The 15,659-nt window shown below is 61.4% G+C and carries 16 protein-coding genes and 1 tRNA gene; 12 read left to right on the top strand and 5 right to left on the bottom strand.

Features of this window, described 5'->3' with window-relative positions; genetic code table 11:
* Positions 1-13 precede the first annotated feature (13 nt).
* Complete coding sequence (locus KCG44_RS06180; protein WP_218444997.1) at positions 14-787, top strand: MlaA family lipoprotein; 774 nt, start codon at positions 14-16, stop codon at positions 785-787.
* A gap of 103 nt (positions 788-890) precedes the next feature.
* On the opposite strand, the gene KCG44_RS06175 is transcribed toward KCG44_RS06180, so the two are convergent.
* Positions 891-1,547 carry an RluA family pseudouridine synthase gene (locus KCG44_RS06175; protein WP_218444995.1) on the bottom strand — a complete coding sequence of 219 codons (657 nt, stop codon included), beginning with the start codon at positions 1,545-1,547 and terminating at the stop codon, positions 891-893.
* 67 nt (positions 1,548-1,614) lie between these two features.
* On the opposite strand from KCG44_RS06175, the gene rpoZ reads away from it, so the two are divergent.
* From rpoZ to KCG44_RS06140, 7 genes are all read left to right on the top strand, one after another.
* Positions 1,615-1,959 carry a DNA-directed RNA polymerase subunit omega gene (gene rpoZ / locus KCG44_RS06170; protein WP_218444994.1) on the top strand — a complete coding sequence of 115 codons (345 nt, stop codon included), beginning with the start codon at positions 1,615-1,617 and terminating at the stop codon, positions 1,957-1,959.
* Between the two features lie 77 nt (positions 1,960-2,036).
* A complete protein-coding gene (locus tag KCG44_RS06165; protein WP_218444993.1) occupies positions 2,037-4,154 on the top strand; it encodes a RelA/SpoT family protein in 2,118 nt (705 codons plus the stop codon).
* Complete coding sequence (gene pyrE, locus KCG44_RS06160; protein ID WP_218444991.1) at positions 4,151-4,735, top strand: orotate phosphoribosyltransferase; 585 nt, start codon at positions 4,151-4,153, stop codon at positions 4,733-4,735. The genes KCG44_RS06165 and pyrE overlap by 4 nt, the downstream gene beginning before the upstream one ends.
* Positions 4,732-5,469: a pyridoxine 5'-phosphate synthase gene (locus tag KCG44_RS06155; protein ID WP_218444990.1), complete on the top strand. Its 738-nt coding sequence runs from the start codon at positions 4,732-4,734 to the stop codon at positions 5,467-5,469. The genes pyrE and KCG44_RS06155 overlap by 4 nt, the downstream gene beginning before the upstream one ends.
* Entirely contained in the window at positions 5,466-5,867 is a 402-nt protein-coding gene (acpS, locus tag KCG44_RS06150) for a holo-ACP synthase (RefSeq protein WP_218444989.1), read from the top strand. Before KCG44_RS06155 ends, acpS begins: the two co-directional genes overlap by 4 nt.
* Positions 5,868-5,872: 5 nt before the next feature.
* Positions 5,873-6,784: a signal peptidase I gene (gene lepB, locus KCG44_RS06145; RefSeq protein WP_369411955.1), complete on the top strand. Its 912-nt coding sequence runs from the start codon at positions 5,873-5,875 to the stop codon at positions 6,782-6,784.
* Complete coding sequence (locus KCG44_RS06140) at positions 6,784-7,917, top strand: M14 family metallopeptidase (protein ID WP_218444986.1); 1,134 nt, start codon at positions 6,784-6,786, stop codon at positions 7,915-7,917. The genes lepB and KCG44_RS06140 overlap by 1 nt, the downstream gene beginning before the upstream one ends.
* Here the strand turns inward: KCG44_RS06140 and KCG44_RS06135 are convergent.
* A complete protein-coding gene (locus tag KCG44_RS06135; protein ID WP_218444985.1) occupies positions 7,914-8,642 on the bottom strand; it encodes a queuosine precursor transporter in 729 nt (242 codons plus the stop codon). The genes KCG44_RS06140 and KCG44_RS06135 overlap by 4 nt on opposite strands.
* Before the next feature lie 83 nt (positions 8,643-8,725).
* Positions 8,726-9,700, bottom strand: a complete 975-nt coding sequence (locus KCG44_RS06130; RefSeq protein ID WP_218444984.1) for an L-threonylcarbamoyladenylate synthase — start codon at positions 9,698-9,700, stop codon at positions 8,726-8,728.
* Positions 9,701-9,748: 48 nt separating this feature from the next.
* Between KCG44_RS06130 and KCG44_RS06125 the strand changes: the two genes are divergently transcribed.
* Positions 9,749-11,533 (top strand): acyl-CoA dehydrogenase C-terminal domain-containing protein, encoded by a 1,785-nt coding sequence (locus tag KCG44_RS06125; RefSeq protein ID WP_218444982.1) that lies wholly within the window; start codon positions 9,749-9,751, stop codon positions 11,531-11,533.
* Positions 11,534-11,562: 29 nt separating this feature from the next.
* Here the strand turns inward: KCG44_RS06125 and KCG44_RS06120 are convergent, their stop codons facing one another.
* A complete protein-coding gene (locus tag KCG44_RS06120) occupies positions 11,563-12,330 on the bottom strand; it encodes a hypothetical protein (protein WP_218444980.1) in 768 nt (255 codons plus the stop codon).
* A gap of 136 nt (positions 12,331-12,466) precedes the next feature.
* Positions 12,467-12,541: transfer RNA gene (locus tag KCG44_RS06115), tRNA-Thr, on the bottom strand.
* A gap of 288 nt (positions 12,542-12,829) precedes the next feature.
* On the opposite strand from KCG44_RS06115, the gene glmM reads away from it, so the two are divergent.
* Genes glmM through rnhB form a run of 3 tightly spaced genes read left to right on the top strand, consistent with a single transcriptional unit; the run spans position 12,830 to position 15,598 of the window.
* Positions 12,830-14,167 carry a phosphoglucosamine mutase gene (gene glmM, locus KCG44_RS06110; RefSeq protein WP_218444978.1) on the top strand — a complete coding sequence of 446 codons (1,338 nt, stop codon included), beginning with the start codon at positions 12,830-12,832 and terminating at the stop codon, positions 14,165-14,167.
* 25 nt (positions 14,168-14,192) lie between these two features.
* The gene (gene thiD / locus KCG44_RS06105; RefSeq protein WP_439651439.1) at positions 14,193-14,984 is read left to right on the top strand and encodes a bifunctional hydroxymethylpyrimidine kinase/phosphomethylpyrimidine kinase; all 792 of its coding nucleotides are present in this window, start codon (positions 14,193-14,195) and stop codon (positions 14,982-14,984) included.
* Positions 14,984-15,598, top strand: a complete 615-nt coding sequence (gene rnhB, locus KCG44_RS06100; RefSeq protein WP_439651438.1) for a ribonuclease HII — start codon at positions 14,984-14,986, stop codon at positions 15,596-15,598. The genes thiD and rnhB overlap by 1 nt, the downstream gene beginning before the upstream one ends.
* Positions 15,599-15,659: the final 61 nt, after the last annotated feature.

Genomic DNA, 15,659 nt, shown 5'->3' with positions numbered 1-15,659 from the left:
GAAGGACGCCTCAATGCAAATCAGACCCCATATCAAGGCTTTCCCGGTTCTCGCCCTTCTCGGCGCCTGCGCGACGACACCTGCGGCCTATCAAGAGGGCGACAGCGCCGAAGGCTTCAACCGCGCGATATACAGCTTCAACGATGCGGTCGATAAGGCCGTCATCAAGCCGGTTGCCAAGGGATATCGCGCTGTCGTGCCAAAGCCGGCGCGCACCGGCATTACAAATGCGCTCGATAATGTCGACGAGCCGCTCAGTTTCATGAATGCCCTGCTACAGGGGAAAATCAAGCGGGCTTTCCGCGCTGTCGACCGGTTCGCCATCAATTCCACTTATGGTGTTCTGGGCTTCGCGGATCGCGCCGCGGAACTGGGCCTGGAGCGGCAGGAAGAGGATTTTGGACAGACCCTCGCCGTTTGGGGCGTTCCGTCCGGCCCCTACATCATGCTGCCACTACTGGGCCCGTCCAGCCTGCGTGATGCCGCCGGCTTTGGCCTCGATAGCGTCACCGACCCGTGGGGACGGTTTCAGGAGCGCACGCTGAACCTGTCGGGAACGGAACGTCTCGGCGTGACGGGCGGTGAGGTCATTGAACTGCGGGCACGTCTGGTGGAAACCGCGGATCCGCTGATCGAAAACGCCTTCGATCCCTATGCGACGATCAAATCGGCGTACATCCAGAGCCGAACCGCGGAAATTTTCGATGGCAATCCGCCTGTCGCGAAAGATGGCTTTGAAGAAATGGAAGACTTCGAACCTGTGGAGGACTTCGCGAAGGACGAGTGATCGCCAGCGGTCCGGCCTCCACCATGTCAAACTCCAGTCCATTGACCCGCACCGTCCGTGCCCGCATGTCGCTAGCGGATGCTGGGGGTCCATGCGTGATCGGTCATTGCGATCTCAGCTCGTCAAAAAACGAGCGCTCGGCCTCAGCCTCCACCCGCCGCCCGCCGCGCCAGTCGAATGCAATGCGGGCGGCGTGCAGTTTCATCGCCCCCTCGCCGTCGCCGTAGACGGGATCGCCGCATATGGGGGCGAGGGCGTGCGCGGCGTGGATGCGGAGCTGGTGGGTGCGGCCGGTCTGAGGGCGGAACTCGGCGAGGGTTTTTCCGTCTCGCACCTCCAGCGCGCGCCAGCGGGTCATCGCTTTCTTTGCGCCTTTCATGTCCGGCGCTGTAACGACCATGCGCCAGCCCTTCTCCTTGCTGCTGATTTTCGTCAGCGGCGCGTCGATCTCGCCTTCGCCTTCAAAAATGCCGTTCAGCAGCGCCAAGTAGATTTTCGCGACCGCGCCCGCCTCGAACAGGCCGTGCATGCGCTTCAGCGCCTTGGGGTTACGTGCCAGCACCAGGCAACCCGACGTATCGCGGTCCAACCGGTGCGCGGGCGACGGCCTCCGCTGAAAGCCAAGCCGCAGATCGTCGAGGTGATCCTCAAGGCTGCGCGGCGTCTTCGGCCCTGGGTGCACGGCAAGCCCGGCGGGCTTGTCGATAACCAGTAGCTCGGCATCCTCGTGAAGGATCGGAAAGGGGCTTTTGCTTGACATGAGGCACCCTGCCCCCTAGTTGCCAAAGACGAATTTTCCTACCAGAATCAGCTTTCGGAGTCCGCCCATGGCGCGCGTTACCGTCGAAGATTGCGTCGACAAGATCCAGAACCGTTTCGACCTTGTTCTGCTGGCAGGACAGCGTGCCCGTCAGATTTCTTCGGGCGCGGACCTGACCGTCGAGCGGGACCGCGACAAGAATCCGGTCGTTGCGCTGCGCGAAATCGCCGCCGAGAAGGTGAAGCCGAAGCATCTAAACGAGGTGCTGGTCACGGGCATGCAGAAAGTTCTCATCGATGAGGATGATGTGGCCGATGATGCCGTGAACATGGCGCAGGCTGCCGAAGCCCTTCGCCTGACCGCCGCGGCGCCGCCAAAGCCGACGCCGATCGTCCCTGAATATGAGGTCTGATAGCTAGCATCCGGCTTTCTGAATGCGGGCGCGCGAATCCGGTTGCCCTTTGCGGGAAACGGGCCACATAGTCGCGCATGCTTCGTCAGTACGAACTTGTTGAAAAGGTCCGGGCCTACGATCCCGACGCCAATGAGGACCTGCTAAACCGCGCCTATGTGTTCAGCCTGCAGGCGCATGGGTCGCAGACGCGTGCCAATGGCGACCCCTATTTCTCGCATCCCGTTGAAGTCGCAGGTATCCTGACCGACCTGAAGCTGGACGACCAGACCATTGCGACGGCGATCCTGCACGACACCGTGGAGGATACCGTCGCGACGATCGACGAGATCCGCGACCTGTTCGGAGACAATGTCGCGCGTCTTGTCGACGGCGTCACGAAACTGTCCCGGATCGAGGCGCAGACGGATTCGGAGCGCGCGGCGGAGAATCTTCGCAAATTTCTGATTGCCATGTCCGGCGACATCCGCGTCCTTCTTGTGAAGCTGGCCGACCGCCTGCATAATATGCGCACGCTGCATTTCATTCCGAATGTGGAAAAGCGGCGGCGCATCGCGAAGGAGACGATGGATATTTATGCCCCGCTTGCAGAGCGGATTGGCATGTATCAGTTTATGGACGAAATGAAGGAAATCTCCTTCAGAGAGCTGGAGCCCGAGGCATATCAGTCGATTACCCAGCGTCTTGCCGGCATGCGGGAGAGCAGCGGTGCGCAGATCGACGAAATCGCCAGCGACATTCGGAAGACCTTGGGCACGCACGGCGTCGACGCGGAGGTTTCCGGGCGTGAAAAGCGCCCCTTCAGCATCTACAAGAAGATGCAGGAGCGCCACATCGCCTTTGAGCAGCTTTCGGATGTCATCGCCTTTCGCGCTGTCGTGGAGCGTCCGGACGACTGTTACCGCGCACTTGGTGTTCTGCATCAGAAGTGGTCGAGCCTCCCCGACCGGTTCAAGGACTTTATCTCGACACCAAAGCGCAATGGCTATCGCAGCCTCCATACGACGCTGCTCTACAAGGGACGCCTTCGAATCGAGATTCAGATCCGTACCCAGACGATGCACGAAGAGGCCGAAAACGGTCTCGCGGCGCATTGGGCGTATAAGGAGCGCGGTGAGGATGCCCGCGCCGGGCGCAGCGAATATCCCTGGATCAACGACCTGCTGGAAATACTTGATCAGGCATCGTCACCAGAAGAGATGCTGGAGCAGACCCGGCTCGCCATGTACCAGCAGACGGTGTTCTGTTTCACGCCCAAAGGTGAGCTTATTCAGCTGCCGCGCGGCTCCACCCCTGTCGATTTCGCGTTTGCGGTTCATACGGATGTCGGGAAAACCACCGTGGGGGCAAAGATCAACGGGAGGCAGATGCCGCTGAGGACTCAGCTGAAGAACGGTGATCAGGTGGAAATTCTGCGATCTGAATTTCAGGAACCAGATCCGGCATGGGAAAATTTCGCCGCAACCGCGAAGGCCCGCGCGGCGGTGCGCCGACACATCAAGCTTCAGGGGAAAGCGGAGATTGCCGCTCTCGGCCAGGAGATCTATGAGGAGGCTGTGTCGAGGCTACAGCTCGAAGTTTCGAAAAAGGCGTTTTCGCAAGCCCTGACGCGTCTGAACGTCAATAGCGAACAGATGCTTTATGAAAAGCTCGGCGAGCATGATATCACCAGTGATAATTTGATCGACGCACTCGCGCCTGGCTTTTTCGCCATCCATCGGCGAAGCCGTGCCAAGCGCGCGAAACGCGGCGATCGCGGGACGATCTCAATCAAGGGTTTGACACCGGGGATCTCCGTGCATCTTGCAGGCTGCTGCCATCCTATTCCCGGTGACCGGATCATCGGCATTCGCCGCGCGGTTGGCGGCATCGACGTGCATGTCGTTGATTGCGGGGAACTGGCGACCGAAACCGATAAGGACTGGCTCGACCTCAGCTGGGGTGAAGGTGCCGATCGCGGCACCGCGACATTGGTTGTCGTGCTCGAAAATTCGCCCGGCGCGCTCGCGTCGGTTACCACCGTCCTTGCCCGTGCGGATGCGAACATAGCCAATATGCGGGTGCGCGAACGCGACGCAGCCTTTGGCACGTTCGTTCTGGATCTTGAGGTGGACGACCTTGAACATCTGACGCATATCATTGCCGCCCTTCGAACCAGCGAAGCGGTAAACAGTGTGGAGCGGCAGAAACGATGAACAGAGACCAGGTCATTGCGGAATTTCGCGCGGCGGAAGCCCTGCTGGAAGGCCATTTCATTCTTTCTTCCGGTCTCCGCTCGTCGACATTCCTGCAATGCGCGAAGGTTCTGAAAGACCCGCGCCGCGCCGCCCGCCTCGCTGCGGCGGTCGTTGCCAAAGTGCCGGATGACCTGCGCAGCGCCGTTTCCGCGGTCGTATCGCCGGCCATGGGCGGCATCATCGCGGGATATGAGGTCGCCCGCGAGCTCGGCGTCGATTCCATGTTCGTCGAGCGTCCAACGGGTACCTTTGAATTGCGACGCGGCTTTGCCCTGACACCGGGACAGAAGGTTTTCATGATGGAGGACGTCATAACAACCGGGCTCTCGTCGCGGGAGGCCATTGCCGCGATCGAGGCGGCCGGCGGCGAGGTGATTGCAGGCGGCTGCCTGGTCGACCGTTCAAACGGGACCGCCGATATTGGCGTACCGCTGTTCAGCCTGCTGGCGATTGACGTGCCCACATATGAGGCGAGCAAACTGCCGCCCGAACTGGCTGCCATTCCCCCGGTGAAGCCCGGATCGCGCGCGGCGGCATGAGCGGCAAGCTTCCCCCCCTCCGTCTTGGTGTCAACATTGATCATGTCGCCACGATCCGAAACGCACGCGGCGGCGGCCACCCCGACCCCGTGGCGGCGGCGATACTCGCCGCGAAGGCCGGCGCGGACGGTATCACGGCCCATTTGCGTGAAGACCGCAGGCATATCACCGATGCGGACATCATACGCCTGTCGCAGGAGATCGATCTGCCGCTCAACCTGGAAATGGCGGCGACCGATGAGATGCTGGCCATTGCCATGCGGCACCGTCCGCACGCCGCCTGCATCGTCCCGGAAAAGCGCGAAGAGCGCACGACCGAAGGCGGCCTTGACGTGGCGGGGCAGCATAACCGCCTGAAACGCTTCGTGGATGAACTTCGCGGTGCGGAAATTCGCGTCAGCATGTTTATCGAGGCGGACGAGCGCCAGCTCGAAGCGGCGCGCTCGCTTGGCGCGCCCGTGGTGGAGCTGCACACCGGCGACTATGCCAATATGTCGGGGGCCGCCCGCGAACGGGCGCTGGAGGCACTTGTCGAAGGCGCGCGGACCGGCGCGGCGATGGGGCTGGAGGTGCATGCCGGCCACGGCCTGACCACGGAGAATGTCGGGTCCGTTGCCGCGATCCCGGAACTCACCGAACTCAATATCGGCCATTTCCTCATCGGTGAGGCTGTCTTCATCGGTCTGGAAGAATCGATCCGGCAGATGCGCACCGCGATGGACGCGGCGCGGTGATTATCGGTCTCGGCTCCGACCTCTGCAATATCGAGCGTATCGAGAATTCGCTTTCGCGCTTTGGCGAGAGATTTGAAAAAAGGGTTTTCACGGCGGTAGAGCGTAAGAAGGCGGAACGGCGCCCCCTCACGCGCGCAGGCACCTATGCCAAGCGGTTTGCCGCCAAGGAGGCATGTTCCAAGGCACTCGGCACAGGTTTTCGGCAAGGGGTTTTCATGAAAGACATGGGTGTCGTGAACCTGCCGTCAGGCGCCCCCACCCTGTCGTTGACAGGCGGTGCTGCGAAGCGGCTGGAAAAACTCACGCCCGCAGGGCATAGGGCCGAGGTGCATCTGACCATGACCGACGATCATCCCTGGGCTCAGGCTTTCGTCATCATCACCGTCATTCCGGAGTAAATCTCATCCTGTACCGAAAAAAGGACAAGGCCGCGTCGGCAGCCAAAAAGCCGCCTACCGACTGGAAGCGCGAGCTGCGTCATATCCTGTTCCTGGCATTGGCCGTGATGGGCATCTGGTCTTTCATCGGAAAGCCGTTCTTCATTCCGTCCGAATCGATGGTGCCGACATTGCTGGTCGGTGACCGGCTGGTCGTGACGAAATATCCCTATGGATATTCCTACCTGTCGCCATTCCTGCGCATTCTTCCGAAGATGGAGGGCCGCCTTCTCGGTTCCTATCCGGACCGCGGTGACATCGTCGTGCTGAAGGACCCGGTGAAGCACGCGGACTGGATCAAGCGCGTTATCGGCCTTCCGGGCGATACCGTGCAAATGCGCGGCGGCACCTTATACCTGAACGGCGACGCCATTCCCAAGCAGCGGATTGCGCCGACGGAAATCATCGAGTCGCCGAACCAGCGCTGCAGTCCGCGCGATACCGACAGTCTGGAACAGCGCCTTTCCTACCGGAATCTGGAACAGTTCAAGGTGGTGCGACCGGACGGGGTTTCCGTATGCCGTTATCCGCGCTTCATCGAGACGCTGCCCAATGGACGCCGGTATGAGGTGCTGGATCTCTTCGATAATCCCGGCATCGACAATACGCGCCTGTTCACCGTTCCGGACGGGCACATCTTCGTCATGGGCGACAATCGCGACCGGAGCGCTGACAGCCGGTTTGCGACGCGTAGTGACGGGCTCGGCGGACTTGGCTTGCTACCCATTGAGAATGTTTCCGGCCGCGCGGAGTTCATTACATTTTCCCTCGATGGCTCGCTGAACTATATAAATCCGATCAGCTGGTATGAGAGCTTGCGCACAGAACGCGCCGGCGAGACCCTGCGCCGCCTTCCTGATTCTGTGGAGACCGAGTGATGACCATCGCCATTTCATCAAGCTTTGACGGCGGCAATATTGAAGTTGTACGCTGCGAAAGCCCCGAGGACATCGAGCTTCGTATTCCCAGGGACACGCATTCGGATTTCCTGCAATGGTTTTATTTCCGCCTGACGGGCGCGGCGGACCAGGCATGCACGATCAGGATTACCGGCCTGAAGGAATCGGCCTATCCCGCCGGATGGCCGGGTTACCGGGCCTGCGTGTCCGAGGACCGAGAGATCTGGTGGCGCACAGACACCGCCTATGACGAACAGGCCGGGACGCTGACCATTCATGTGACGCCGGGTTCGGGCAGTATCTACCTCGCCTATTTCGCGCCTTATTCCATGGAACGTCATCACGATCTTATCGCCGACATGTCTGGCGTTGTAGGCGTCGAGATTGAAAGCCTTGGCAAGACCCTTGATGGACAGGATATCGACCTGATCACAATGGGGACCGGCCCCCTCAACATCTGGATGATCGGGCGCCAGCACCCCGGCGAGACAATGGCGGAATGGTGGATGGAAGGCGCCCTCGACATGCTGACCGACCACGCCAATCCGGTCGCGCGCAAATTGCTGGAGGTCGCGACGCTCCGCATCGTTCCAAACATGAATCCCGATGGTTCCCGGCGCGGCAATCTGCGCGTCAACGGTGCGGGGGCGAACCTCAACCGGGAATGGGCCGAGCCGGCGCTTGACCGGTCGCCAGAGGTTTATCATGTGCGCGCGAAAATGGATGAAACAGGGTGCGATTTCTGTCTCGACGTCCACGGCGATGAGGCGATTGCGAATAATTTCATCGCAGGCCCGGAGGGCACGCCGTCCTTTTCCCGGCGGCAGCAGGAGTTGCTCGACGGCTGGAAAGCAGCGCTGCTGGAACGCTCCCCCGATTTTCAGACAGAGGAGGGCTATCCCGTCGACAAATCGGGGCAGGCGAACCTCGCCATCTGCACAAACCAGATCGCTGAGCGGTTTGGATGTCTGTCGATGACGCTGGAAATGCCGTTCAAGGACGCCAACGTCATGCCGGACGAAATGATGGGGTGGAGTCCGGAGCGCTGCGGCGAACTGGCGCGCGCCTGCCTTGGCGCCACGCTGGCCATGACGGCGAGGCTGCAGGCCTAGATTTTCGTCCTGAAGGGTGTGAAGTCGGTATTTTCATCGAAAATATCGACACCTTCCCTGTCCTTCATGCGCCGCACGACCGCATAGGTCAGCGGCGTCAGAAGCGCTTCCCAGACGACTTTCAGGACATAATTCGTGATCATCACCATGATGATGAGTTCGGTTTCCCAGATGCCGAAGAACGCGACCGGGTAGAACACCAGGCTATCGATGCCCTGCCCCACGACTGTCGAGCCAATGGTGCGGCTCCATAAGTGCTTTCCGCCGGTCATCAGCTTCATGCGGGCCATCACGAAAGCGTTGGCGATCTCGCCCAGCCAGAAGGCGGAAATCGACGCGACGACGATGCGCCAGGTACCGCCAAACACGCTTTCATATGCCGCCTGCCCGTCCCATCCTTCGGCGGGCGGCATTGCGACGACGGCCCATGACATGAACGCCATGAAGGCCAGTGCGGCAAAGCCGGTCCAGATCACCCGCCGGGCGCGGGCATAGCCGTAAACCTCGGTTAGGACGTCGCCCAGAACATAACTGAGCGGGAAGAACAGGATACCGGCACCGAAGACAAAGGGATCGTCCAGAAACGGCACATTGATCGAGGCGACCTTTGAGGCCCCGATCAGGTTGGACAGCAGCAGGATCGCGACAAAGGCTGCCATGGCGAAATCATAATAGCGCAGCGGGCGGTCGCCGAGCGCGCTCGCGTCAATCTTCGTGGTCGTCATCCCGCACCGCTCATGCCACGGCTCCTCTTCATGCCGGTGTCCCTGGCCCACTACCACGAACACCTATTGCGCCGCCCATATCGCTATACAAGACCAGCTTGGCCGGGCGTGGCGGCACGCCGCAGACGGTCCGCGATCGCAAGCCCAAGTCCTTCCCGGGGAACTGGCGCGACTGCGATGGCGGTGCTCGGGCTCGCATCTGCCTTGTGAAGTGCCGCGAACAAACCCGCCGCCGCCTCGACGAGCGATCCGCCAGCGCTGAGATTAAGGTCACCCCCGATCGCCCCGAAGCCGATATGGAATTCGTCCGGCAACGCTTCCGATACGTTCAGGCGAAGCGGTTTGCGAGGCGCGTAATGGCTCGCAAGCTGGCCGGGCGAAGACGGTGCCTGCGGATCGGCGGACAGATCGCTCATCAGCAGATCCATGCCCGTAGCGGCCTTCACCTGTTCGGCCGTTACGGGGCCAGGGCGCAGCAGGAACAGCCGCTGCGCCCTCACCTCGACAATCGTCGACTCCAGTCCGGCCTCGCAGGCACCGCCGTCGATAATCAGCGGCACCGCACCGCCAAGACTGGCAGCGACATGTTTCGCCGTCGTGGGGCTGAGCCGACCCGACATGTTCGCGCTTGGGGCGGCAAGCGGTCCGCCGAGCGCGGCGATGAGTTTCTGCGGTACCAGGTGCGACGGCGCCCGCAGCGCGATCGTCTCAAGGCCGGCGGTCACGATATTGGCGACCTTGCTGTCACTTCTCAATGGCAATACCAGCGTTAGCGGGCCCGGCCAGAACGCCTCCATCAATAGCGATGCGAGCGGCGACACCAGCGCATGGTCCGCGGCCATATCGGCGCCCGACACATGCGCGATCAGGGGATTGAAGCTCGGCCTTCCTTTCGCCGCGTAGATTCGGGCGACCGCCTCGCCATTGGTCGCATCCGCGGCAAGCCCGTAAACCGTTTCCGTCGGGATGGCGACGATCTGTCCATCGCGCAGCAACGAAAGCGCATGGCCGAGCGCGCGTTCGGTCGCATATTCCAGTTCAGGACAGGCTTGTGTCATAACGGCGCTCTAGCGACAGGCGGACGTTCCGGGTAGTAGGCGGTGCCTATGACATACACCGCCCCCCTGACCGAACAGCGCTTTGCGCTGGAAACTGCTGGCCGCCTTGCGGAACTCGCCGCCCTTCCGAAATTCGCGGCGATGGATGACGATCTTGTCGACGCGATCTTGACCGAATCGGGTAAGTTCGCCGCGGAAGTCTTCGCGCCGCTGAACTGGAAAGGCGACCGCGAAGGCGCGAAGCTGGAAAACGGCGTCGTCACGCTGCCCGAAGGATTTCGCGACGCCTATGGCCAATATGTAGAGGCGGGCTGGGGTTCCCTCGGCGGCGATCCGGAATATGGCGGCCAGGGCCTGCCCTTCGCGCTCGCAACGGCGTGTCAGGAGCAGCTGACAAGTGCGAACATGGCGTTTTCACTTTGTCCCATGCTGACGCTGGGCGCGATCGAGGCGCTGACCGCGCATGCGTCGGAAGATCTTAAGCAGACCTATCTGACGAAGCTCGTCTCAGGCGAGTGGACCGGCACAATGAACCTGACCGAACCACAGGCCGGTTCGGATGTCGGCGCCCTGCGCACGACGGCTGAACAGGCGGCCGACGGCACCTGGCGCATCAAGGGCCAGAAGATCTACATCACCTGGGGCGAGCATGACGTCGCGGACAATATCGTGCACCTCGTCCTCGCCCGCACTGCCGGAGCCCCTGCGGGCACGAAAGGTATCAGCCTGTTCGTCGTCCCGAAATATCTGCCTGCGGAAGACGGCGGTTTCACCGTTCGCAACGACCTGCGCTGTGTCGGCCTTGAGGAAAAACTCGGCATCCACGCCAGCCCGACCTGTACCATGTCTTTCGGCGATAAGGGCGAATGCGTCGGCTTTATTGTCGGTGAGGAAATGGCCGGGATGCGCGCCATGTTCACCATGATGAACCATGCGCGCGTCAATGTCGGCCTGCAGGGTCCCGCCATTTGCGAGCGCGCCTATCAGGCGGCCCTCGCCTATGCGAAAGAGCGGGTGCAATCGGCGAAGCTCGGCGGCCCCGACCGCGATCCTGTCGCGATTGTTGAGCATGCGGATGTGCGCCGCAACCTGATGACGATGAAGGCAATCACCGAGGCGACGCGGGCGCTGGTCTATGCCAATGCCGCCGCGGTCGACATGGCGCACGCGCAAAAGGACGCCGACGCCCGCACCGCCGCGCAGGGCCGCGCCGATCTGCTCACCCCGATCACGAAAGGCTATGCGACCGATATGGGCGTGGAAGTCGCCAGCATTGGCGTGCAGGTCCACGGCGGCATGGGCTTCGTTGAAGAAACCGGAGCGGCGCAGCACTATCGCGATATTCGGATCGCGCCGATCTATGAAGGCACTAATGGGATTCAGGCGATGGATCTTGTAGGCCGAAAGCTCAACGTGGCGGGCGGCCAGCATTGGCGCGGCCTGCTCGCGGAAATGCGCGCGGATATTGCCAGCCTGCCCGCGACCGGAGATTTCGCTGCCATGAAGGTGCCGCTGTCAGACATCGCCGATGCCGTCGCGGCGGCGGCGAACTGGCTGGTGGAGCCCGGCCGCGATCCGAATGACGTTGCTGCCGGTGCGCAGCCTTTCCTGCGCCTCTTCGGCATCGCGATCGGCGGCTGGCTTCTCGCGGGCCAGGCGCGGGAGGCTCAGTCCCGCCTTGCTCTTGGAAAGGGCGATGCCGGTTTTCTGCGCGCGAAGGTCGTTACCGCACGTTTCTTTGCTGAGCAGGTCGTGCCGCAAGGTGCTGCCCTGCTGGGGCCGGTCATGCGCGGCCGGGACACGCTTTTCGCCATTTCCGCCGACGCTCTTTGAGACAGGATTTCGGGAATCCTACCCGAAGCTTATCTGACCTGGAACAGCTTCACGGCGTGCCGGGCATAGAGATAGGCGAATAGCTGGTTTCGGAACAGGCGGCGCTTCCCGCGTCTGCCGCGCGCCAGCCAGATGCCGCTTGGATGTTCGAAGACATCCGCCCAGACTTCATCCGATTCCTCAATCAGACGGTCCTTGTCTTCGCTTCTCAGACCGCGCCACGGCGCAATTGCCTTCGCGCGGCGGCGCCAGAACAGCCCCGTCAGCACGACGCCAATGATGAACACACCGCCCAGGATCGCCAGGTTCTGCTTCGTGATCAGCGGCGGTCCACGGCGCACACGCGGTTGCACAGGCGCTTCACCGTTCAGCATCCGTATTTCGCCCTGCTCGGGGAGCATGCGCTCGACACTGCCGTCACCGCCTGAAATCACGCCCAGGCCCTGAGGTCCGACCGTCACCGCATAGAGCGCGCGATCGGCACATTTGATCTTCATCGAGACGAAGGCGGAGCTTTTCGCGAACGTCTGGTAGCTTTCGACGGCGGCACAGTCGGCGTTCAGTTCGGTCAGCATGCCGGCTACCAAGCGGTCGATTTCCGATCCATTCTCATTATTCTGCAGCGAAAAAAACAATCGTTCACTCGCGGTGCGGCGGCGCTCCGGACTTGCCGGGTCCGCGCCAATGGCATCCTCTCCGATGACAGCCTGCGGGACAGACGGCTGCTGCGCCGAAACGGCCGCCGGTGTCAGTAGCGTCATCAGAATGCCGCAAGCGGCGACCCGGTTAAAAGACATATTCATTTTCCTCACGATACCCACATCGTCGCCTTATCCATGTCGGGTGCATAGCAACACAATGCGATCCAACCAATGACAGGAAAACACGCAAAAACCATTATCAGGATATTGGCTCTTTCCCGTAAGGAGAAAATGGTGCTGCCGGAGAGGATCGAACTCTCGGCCTCACCCTTACCAAGGGTGTGCTCTACCACTGAGCTACGGCAGCATGGTACGGGAGTGCGGGCCTGCTATGTTGGCGGAGGGTCTCATGTCAAGCGATTGGAGCCGAAACAGGTGAGCGAAAAGACAACCGGGCGGCAGGCACGTCTCGCGGCGGCGCTGCGGGAAAATCTGAGGCGGCGAAAGGCGGCGGCCCGAGCCGCCGAAACGGCGAACGAGCCGCAAGGCCAGGATGAAGCGGATTGCACATTCCGTTCATCGATGGGTAAGCGGGGATAATTAAACCAGGCGTTCGCCCATGGGGCAAAACAGGCGTGACAGGAGACAGGGGTTTATGGGCCGATCATATTTCGGAACGGACGGCATTCGCGGTTTGACGAATTCCGACCCGTTGACACCCGACATGATCATGAAAATCGGACAGGCGGCAGGCGCGAAATTCCTGCGCGGCGATCACCGGCACCGTGTCGTCATTGGCAAGGACACGCGATTGAGCGGCTATATGTTCGAATCGGCACTCGTCGCCGGCTTTACCAGCGTGGGCATGGACGTGGTCCAGGTCGGTCCCCTGCCCACACCCGCCGTCGCGCTTTTGACCCGGTCGATGCGCGCCGACCTTGGCGTGATGATCTCCGCCAGTCACAATCCCTTTCACGACAATGGTATCAAGTTTTTCGGTCCTGATGGATATAAGCTGTCAGACGAAGACGAAGCCGAGATCGAGGCCTTGCTGAAAAAGGCGCCGCGGCTCGCAAAACCGGAAGCCATTGGCCGGTCCCGCAAGATCGAGGATGCGCGCGGACGCTACATCCACGACGCGAAAATGACCTTTCCGGAACATCTGCGTCTCGACGGCCTGAATATCGTTGTCGATTGTGCGCATGGGGCCTCCTACACGGTCGCGCCCAGCGCCCTTTGGGAACTTGGCGCGAATGTAACGGCGATCGGCGTCCAGCCAAATGGTTATAATATCAACGCGAACGTCGGTTCGACCGCACCGAAGCTGATGCAGGAGATGGTGCGCGACATCAGTGCCGACATCGGCATCGCGCTCGACGGCGACGCTGACCGGCTGATCGTTTGCGACGAGAAGGGCAATATTGTCGATGGCGACCAGTTGATGGCGCGCATTACCAAAAGCTGGGCGGACACCGACCGTCTGAAAGGCGGCGGACTGGTCGCCACGGTGATGTCGAACCTGGGCCTGGAACGCTATCTGGAAGGTGAGCGCCTGAAGCTGGAGCGCACAAATGTGGGCGATCGCTATGTCCTCGAGGCCATGCGGGCCAAAGGCTATAATGTCGGCGGAGAACAGTCCGGCCACCTCATCATGTCGGATTATGCGACAACCGGCGACGGTTTGGTTGCCGCGCTTCAGATCCTTGCCTGCCTTGTCGAAAGCGGCAAGCCGGCGTCGGAACTTCTGCGGGTGTTCGAACCCCTGCCGCAAATATTGAAGAACGTCCGCTTCAACGGCGGTACGCCGCTGGAACAGGACAGCGTGCAGAAAGCCATCGCGGACGCGGAAACGAAGCTTGGCAATACCGGCCGGGTCCTGATCCGCAAATCCGGGACCGAGCCCGTTATCCGGGTTATGGCGGAAGGCGACGATCCCGACCTTGTCGAGACGCTCGTGGACGGCATCTGCGAAGCGGTTCGGAAAGCCGCCTGAAACGGATGGGACATGGTTCTGCATGATGCAGCCGCGCATCCTTTCTGTCGCAGGGTCCGATTCGTCCGGCGGCGCGGGCATTCAGGCGGATATCAAGACAATCACGATGCTCGGCGGCTATGCGATGACCGCGATTACCGCCGTCACGGCGCAGAATACGCTGGGGGTCACACATATCGATGCCATGACGGCCGCCAGCGTCGCCGCACAGATCGCGGCCTGCGTCGATGATATCGGCGTCGATGCCGTAAAGACGGGCATGCTCGGCAATTCACGCGTGACTGCGGCAATTTTCAAGGCGCTCGTCCATGTCGACGCCCCCATCGTGGTCGACCCCGTGATGATCGCCACCAGCGGTGACCGGCTGCTGAGTGATGACGCGATTGGCAGTCTTAGAAAATTCGCGCTGCCTGCCGCCACGGTCGTGACACCCAATATCCCGGAACTCGAATTGCTCGCCGGTGAGGAAGTCGACGATGTCGACAGTATGATTGCCGCAGCCACAATACTTGTGGAGGCGTATGGAAATGCCGTAATCGCCAAAGGCGGTCATCTGCTGTCGGACATGTTGACCGACGTTCTGGTCAGCCCTGACGGACAGGTCAGCAGGATCGAGAGCCCGCGTATCCACACGCAAAGCACGCACGGCACCGGGTGCAGCCTGGCGTCCGCACTTGCCACTGAACTTGGCAAAGGTGTCCCACTTGAGGCAGCATTCCAAACCGCCTGTGATTATGTTCGCCGGGCGATCGCGTCCGCACCCGGCTTCGGTCATGGTCATGGCCCTCTGGGGCATGACTGGCCGTTATCGGCGTGATCCCGACATATGATGAGGAGCGCGGCGGCCCGCATCCGGTGTGCGGCGTCGACGAGGCCGGGCGCGGACCTCTCGCGGGTCCCGTCGTGGCGGCGGCGGTCATCCTGAACCCGGATGCCATCCCCCCTGGACTAGCCGATTCCAAAATGCTCACCGCAGGCAAGCGCGAATCCCTTTTCGATAAGCTAATGGAGACTGCGGAAGTCGGTATCGGAGAGGCTTCGGTTGCCGAAATCGACGACATCAACATTTTATGGGCAACAATGCTCGCGATGGAACGCGCGGTCACTGCCCTGCCCCGCGTGCCAGCGATGGTTCTGATCGACGGGAACCGAACGCCGCGCTGGAACCGGCCCTCGCGTACCCTTGTGAAGGGCGACGCCAGATGCCTCTCTATCGCCGCAGCTTCCATTATCGCCAAGGTCACGCGCGACCGGCAGATGCAGATCCTGGCGGCGGCCCACCCGCTTTATGGCTGGTGCAGCAATCAGGGCTATGGCACGCCGCAGCATAAAGCGGCGCTGGCACGGCACGGGGCAACCGAACACCATCGCAGAAGCTTCGCGCCAGTTCGCATGGCTTTGGACGCAGCGGCCAACTCAGCCGCTTGTTGAGTCTTTTTCGCAACACCCACTAGGTCTTGTGCCTCCACCTCCCGTGCGGACTCAATCCATG

This window comes from Pacificimonas pallii (assembly GCF_019204005.1).
GTDB classification, from domain to species: domain Bacteria; phylum Pseudomonadota; class Alphaproteobacteria; order Sphingomonadales; family Sphingomonadaceae; genus Pacificimonas; species Pacificimonas pallii.
This window is presented reverse-complemented; position numbering and strand designations above follow the sequence as displayed.

Bases quoted from the DNA above. Each gene is read 5' to 3' on its own strand.
- KCG44_RS06175 (WP_218444995.1), bottom strand. From the start codon at position 1,547: ATGTCAAGCAAAAGCCCCTTTCCGATCCTTCACGAGGATGCCGAGCTA.
- thiD (WP_439651439.1), top strand. From the start codon at position 14,193: ATGCAGCCGCGCATCCTTTCTGTCGCAGGGTCCGATTCGTCCGGCGGC.
- pyrE (WP_218444991.1), top strand. From the start codon at position 4,151: ATGAACAGAGACCAGGTCATTGCGGAATTTCGCGCGGCGGAAGCCCTG.
- KCG44_RS06125 (WP_218444982.1), top strand. From the start codon at position 9,749: ATGACATACACCGCCCCCCTGACCGAACAGCGCTTTGCGCTGGAAACT.
- KCG44_RS06165 (WP_218444993.1), top strand. From the start codon at position 2,037: ATGCTTCGTCAGTACGAACTTGTTGAAAAGGTCCGGGCCTACGATCCC.
- KCG44_RS06120 (WP_218444980.1), bottom strand. From the start codon at position 12,330: ATGTCTTTTAACCGGGTCGCCGCTTGCGGCATTCTGATGACGCTACTG.
- glmM (WP_218444978.1), top strand. From the start codon at position 12,830: ATGGGCCGATCATATTTCGGAACGGACGGCATTCGCGGTTTGACGAAT.
- KCG44_RS06180 (WP_218444997.1), top strand. From the start codon at position 14: ATGCAAATCAGACCCCATATCAAGGCTTTCCCGGTTCTCGCCCTTCTC.
- KCG44_RS06135 (WP_218444985.1), bottom strand. From the start codon at position 8,642: ATGACGACCACGAAGATTGACGCGAGCGCGCTCGGCGACCGCCCGCTG.
- KCG44_RS06155 (WP_218444990.1), top strand. From the start codon at position 4,732: ATGAGCGGCAAGCTTCCCCCCCTCCGTCTTGGTGTCAACATTGATCAT.
- rpoZ (WP_218444994.1), top strand. From the start codon at position 1,615: ATGGCGCGCGTTACCGTCGAAGATTGCGTCGACAAGATCCAGAACCGT.
- KCG44_RS06140 (WP_218444986.1), top strand. From the start codon at position 6,784: ATGACCATCGCCATTTCATCAAGCTTTGACGGCGGCAATATTGAAGTT.
- KCG44_RS06130 (WP_218444984.1), bottom strand. From the start codon at position 9,700: ATGACACAAGCCTGTCCTGAACTGGAATATGCGACCGAACGCGCGCTC.